The 5545-nt window shown below is 56.1% G+C and carries 1 protein-coding gene, 1 tRNA gene and 1 rRNA gene; 1 reads left to right on the top strand and 2 read right to left on the bottom strand.

The features are described 5' to 3' along the window. The first annotated feature begins 745 nt into the window (after positions 1-745). Positions 746-4225 (top strand): filamentous hemagglutinin N-terminal domain-containing protein, encoded by a 3480-nt coding sequence (locus MXE41_RS12735; protein WP_247100830.1) that lies wholly within the window; start codon positions 746-748, stop codon positions 4223-4225. A gap of 954 nt (positions 4226-5179) precedes the next feature. Here the strand turns inward: MXE41_RS12735 and MXE41_RS12730 are convergent. Next, a tRNA-Thr gene (locus tag MXE41_RS12730) sits at positions 5180-5255 on the bottom strand. A gap of 13 nt (positions 5256-5268) precedes the next feature. Beyond that, positions 5269-5384: ribosomal RNA gene (gene rrf, locus MXE41_RS12725) — 5S ribosomal RNA — on the bottom strand. Positions 5385-5545 lie beyond the last annotated feature (161 nt).

Here is a 5545-nt window from a genome sequence, read left to right as displayed (position 1 = left end):
GTGACCCTCAACTGGTCAGGATATGGCATCAATGCCGAGCTCGACCTGAGCCAGGCAATTGGCACAGCCCCAATATTTGCCCAGAACGATGCTGCAGCCCGCTTCCGCGTCAGCTACAGCTTCTAAATATAGAAAGACCATATCCCGGGAGGGCACACAAAACAAAAAACTGCACAAACGAAAAAAACTAAAAATCAGGGCAACACCCCAAGGTGTCACCAGGATAACAGTAAGCAGCGACAGCGCAGGCCGCTGCCCGAGATAACAGTAAGTGCAGCCGCTCCTGCGGCTGCCATCCTGAACAGACAGCACAACGATAAAAGAGATAACAGTTTCAAGGACGGCCGCCACTGGCCGCCTCCGAGATAACACAAAGCATCGCAGCCGCAATGTGCCATGAGATAACAGCAGCATCGCTGCCTCCTGACCGCCAAAGTCAGGCATGGGGCTGCATGGCTCTGCCTCTGGCTCTGCCCATGCCCATGCCCGCAATGCGGCCAGACCAGGGGATCAGGCAGGTGCCGAAAAATGCAGCTGAAAAATTCAGAAAAACACTGTACAAACTGTTTTGTAAAGTGTATAGTAAATACAGTGCGGTCCTGAAGATAACAGTATCAGCAGCCAATAACAGTATGGCTGGCAAATCAAACAGACAAAGTAAAAAGCGACCTGACATCAGTCGCATGGATAACAGTTTTTACCCGGCAGCAGACCGGGGCATACCGAACAAATTAAGGAAGTACTTATGAGCCTTACCACCGCTACCCGCCTTAACAGCGATCTCTCCACCCTCATGTCCATTCCGGTTGAGCTGGCCTCATCAGCTGACGCCTCCACCACCGGCTGTACCCGCGCCGCCTGCAGAGCCAATGCTGCAGCAAAGGCAGCTCACAGAGCTTCCTGCGTCAATGACGCCAGAGTACAGCTGTGCGACAGCCGCTTTACCGGAGCAAAGTCAGCCACCGGCTCTCATGCCTTTACCGCCTCTGAGGCCGCGCTGCTGGGCCTGAACACCTTCCACGGTCCAGCTGAGAGCGCAGCTGCTGTCTGCAGCAATGCTCAAAGCTCTGCCGGTGGCAATGGCAGCGGCGGCACCAGAGTTGGCAGCAATGCTGGCAGCAAGGGCGACTGCAGCACCGACGGCCGCGCTGGCAAGGGCTGTGGCAAGGCCGGAGATGCCGTCCATGGCGCTGGCGCAGCAGGCGCCACTGGCCGTGCTGCCTGCTCAGGCGGCTCTGCCTGCTCAGGCAGTGCAGGCGGCGCTGCTGGCACAGGCGGTGAAGCCGCCTGGGCTGAACAGGAGGCTGGTGTGGCCCGTGAACTTGGGCTGCCTGCCAATTTCAATCCGCTGGTGACCCGCTGCATTATCCGCAACGGGGTTATGCTCAATTCAAAGGAATCACGTCAGCACAGCCTGCATCTTTATGACCTCATCAAAAAGGGTATGACCCGCACTGCTGCCGTGGTGATGGCTCTGACCATGAGTATCCCTGTGTGGGTCAATGATGCCCAGGCCCGTCCGGCAGCCGGTCTGCCGGTTAATATCAGTGCCACCAATGCCACTGTCACTCATAACCCTAATCTCAATGATCTGAGCATTCACAGCACAGCCCCCAACTCCCTGCTGATCTGGGACAGCTTTAATGTCGATGCCGGCCACAGCGTTACCTTCTCCAGTGATGCCCGAGGAGCAGCATCCTTCCTCAATGTGGTCAAAGGCGGCGGTCGCAGCCACATCAATGGCATGCTCAAGACTCAGGCCAATACCACCGGTACCGGCCCGGCTACCGGAGCCAAGTCCTTTAATGTCTATATCATCAATCCTGATGGCATTACCCTTGGTACCAAAAGCTCGGTCTCCGGTATAAAGAATCTCTACCTGGGCACAGCCAAGCCAGATCAGAAACTCATGGACCGCTTCAAGGACAGCAACCCGGCCGCTGCTGCCATAGGCATGGACAGCCTGCCTGATACCCTTGGTATGGGCAAAGTAAAGATGTTCAACCGCATCAGCGCTGACAATATCAAGGTCAACGCAGGTCAGATAGTAATTGGTGAGGCCGATGAAGTGCTGTCAGTAGCCACTGACAAAACCGGTCTTGAGCTGCACAGCTCCACAGGCCGCATCGACATAGGCGGCAAGCTCGACAGCAAGATGGGCAATCAGGTGCTGACCTATCGCCAGTTCCTTGAGAACAGGGGCCTCAAGGCAGCAGGCAAGGACGAGGTCAATGCCCATGGCACCCACGCAAAGGGCCTGTATGTAGACCACTCTGATGCCTTTGCCATTTATGAGGGCTCGGACTTCCATGAAGGCCTCAAAGAGACTGTTAACAATGGCCACGGTCCTGTTACTGAAAACCGCCTCAATCAGAAGCTGTGGCTGGCCGATGACATTGTGCTTGATTACGACAATACCCCAGGTCAGTACGGCTATGAGTTCACCGGCAGCTTTGACGGTGCCTTCAACACCATTACCCTCACAGGTGAGGTAAGGGACAATGGCAAGGGCAATGTGCACGGTATCTTTGGCAAGGCCAGCAACGCCTCTTTCAGCAATCTTAAGATCATGTCTGACGGCCTTGCGCTGGACAGCTCCCTCAATGGCAAAGAGCTGCACTTTGGAGCCCTTGCTGGTGTCCTTGATAATGCAACTGTCAACAATGTGGAAATCCGTGGCTTTGAACTCGACCTCAACGGTAATGCCGTGCATGCTGACTCCAGCATCGGTGCTCTGGCAGGTACAGTCAAAGGCCACAACAAAATGAGCAATACCACAGCCTCATGGTCCACCTTTACAGCCGATGAGATCTCTGCCGCCAGAACAGGCGACAAGGTGGGCAATTTTGCAGGCCGCATCGACGGCAGCATTGATAAGGCCTGGATGGTCTACAGCCCTGCTCACACCCCAGAGCACACCGGCACTGCCGTGCTTGCCGCTGTGGGCAGCGGTGATGGCAGCGCCATTGCAGGCAGCTTTGCTCAGGCATGGCAGAAAGCTCACCAAGAGCTCACCGCCTCAGGCATGAGCTCAGAGCAGGCCACTGACTTCCTGCACACTTCCTACGCCACCGATGGCAGCCTTGCTGACGGCACTCTTTCCGGCCGCTACAAGGGCTTTATGCAGCCATTTTTCATTGAGGACTTCAACTTCACCTATGACGGCACCAGCCACAACTATGCTGACCTCGTGAACAATGAGGGCTTTGATATCAATGCCCACCTCAACAAGAACAATGGCCTTGACTACTCCCAGAGCAATGCCGGCCAGCACGAGTTTGTCTTCACTACCTCTGACAAGAGCGGCGCCGGTGGCCATGACTTCTATTTCAGCTACAGCCATGCTGGTGATACCTGGGATAAAAACGGCGGCGGCAGCGGCTCCATTCATGACCGCAACAACCGCCACGACAGCATGTCTGGCACCGGTACCCTTAACATCAACAAGAAGCAGCTCACCGTTAACATCAAGGATCAGACTGTAGTCGAGGGTACTCAGGCCAACACAGCCATCGACAACACCACTGTAGAAAATATTGACCAGATCACTGCAGCTCTGGGCAAGGGCGACAGCCTTGCTGACCTCAACCTGTCCCTGAAGGTCGATCCTGTAACTGGTGAAATCACAGCCGAGCATAACAATGGCAATTACGAAATCATCGTCAACAAGGGCAATCTGACCGTTACCCCTAAGCCAGTTCCACAGCCACAGCCTCAGCCACAGCCGCTGCCAAAGCCAGAGCCAGCTCCAAACCCACAGCCAGCTCCACAGCCAATGCCAGAGCCTGCACCATTGCCTCAGCCACAGCCTGTACCTCCAGTACAGCCAGAGCAGCAGTTCAGCGCCGCTGACCTTGAGGGCACTGCCGGTTCCCAGACTAAATGTCAGAACTGCAACAGCTACGAAAGCGCTGACCTGCAGGGCCTGCTGTCACTGCACAACCTTGCCTACATGGACCTGAGCCAGATGGACTACACCACCGAGATCCTGGCCGCCCTCGATGACGGCATAGCCCCAGAAAAGCTCGGTGCCTTCATCGCCCAGCGCAACACCTCAGGCAAGCCAGAGCACCAGGAACTGCCAGAGCAGCCGTCACCACTGCAGGTTGCTGACAGCATGACCGAACAGAACACCAGCGAGCAGACCGGCACCGCTGCCGCCGCAGCAAAAGCTGCAGCAGCCGCCAGCACCGGCGTCATCCTCACCATGCAGGCTGCTTACTAAACTGTAAGTTCCGCCCCTGGTCCAGCAGCAAGACACTGCCAGGCTGCCCCCGGACACACGGACACCCGGACAGGCAGGGAATACCACCTCCTGCCGGACCTGACCAGGTAAGGCCAGGTCACGACAGATACCCGGCACCACACAGCCAATGCAGAAACTGCAGGCCGGGCCGCTTCTTACAGGTCAAACCAGTTTACTTATGCCAATAGTTAAAGGGCCGTATGCGCAAGCATGCGGCCCTTTTTTGTGCCAGGAACAAGCACTCACCTGAACAAGGTTCTGTCCCGTGCAGCACTGAATGCTGGCAGCAGCGCAGTGGCATGCCGTCTCAGCTATGGCAGCAGCGAAGAGCCGCATGCCGCCTCAGTCATTGCAGCAGCGCAGCGGCTTGCCTCCTCAGCCATGGCAGCTGTTGCCGCCCATCTGATGATGTCTGGGCTGCAGCTTACAAGCTGCTGGTGAAATGGTATGAGCTGAGTGGCAGGCAACATGCTGTGGCGCATGCGGGGCGATTTGCTGTGAGCTGCTGGAGGCGGAGAATCTGGTTGTTGGCGGCTAAGCTGCAAGCTTAATTGCTTTAGAAAGCATATATGCAATGCTTAGCAGCTGCATGCTCAGCCAGGAACAGCCTGAATACGGTGCTTGAGTGCAGCATGGGGGTGTGAAGGCTGCGTAGCAAGGCCGTGGAGCAGCGGTAGGGAAGGATAGGCCTGCTGCTGGAGCAGCGGTCCGGACGGCAGCTGGCTGATGCCGGCGGCTGCGGTTGAGATGGGATGATGGACTTGAGGGTGGCAGGATGCGCTGCCTTGATGTGGCGGGTGGTAGTGGCCGGCCGTCAGGTCAGGCCAGGCCAGGACGGCCGCGCAGCGGGCGGCGTGGGGTGCTTCTGGGCGTGTGGAGAATGTGTATGGCCCAGAAACGAAAAAACCACCTTACGGTGGTCAGTTCAAAAAGTGGTGCTGATACCGAGAATCGAACTCGGGACCTCACCCTTACCAAGGGTGCGCTCTACCAACTGAGCCATATCAGCACTCAAAAATATAGCCTGGCGATGACCTACTCTCACACAATCGTACGTTGCACTACCATCGGCGTTGCTGCATTTCACTTCTGTGTTCGGAATGGGGACAGGTGGGACTACAGCACTATGGTCGCCAGACAAATCTGTATTTAAAAATGTTCAGTACAAGCTCTGTGCTTAACTCTTTACTATCTAATGGTAACCTTGCCTTTAAACCTTTCGGGGTTGTATGGTCAAGCTTTCGGGTCATTAGTATTGGCCAGCTTCACGCATCACTGCGCTTCCACATCCAACCTATC

This window comes from Anaerobiospirillum sp. NML120449 (genome assembly GCF_023051105.1).
GTDB lineage: Bacteria > Pseudomonadota > Gammaproteobacteria > Enterobacterales > Succinivibrionaceae > Anaerobiospirillum.
The sequence above is the reverse complement of the archived record's forward strand: the minus strand, read 5'-3'. Positions and strand labels throughout refer to the sequence as shown.

What these genes read in the sequence shown, in the direction of transcription:
- MXE41_RS12735 (WP_247100830.1), top strand. Translation starts at nt 746, where the DNA reads ATGAGCCTTACCACCGCTACCCGCCTTAACAGCGATCTCTCCACCCTC.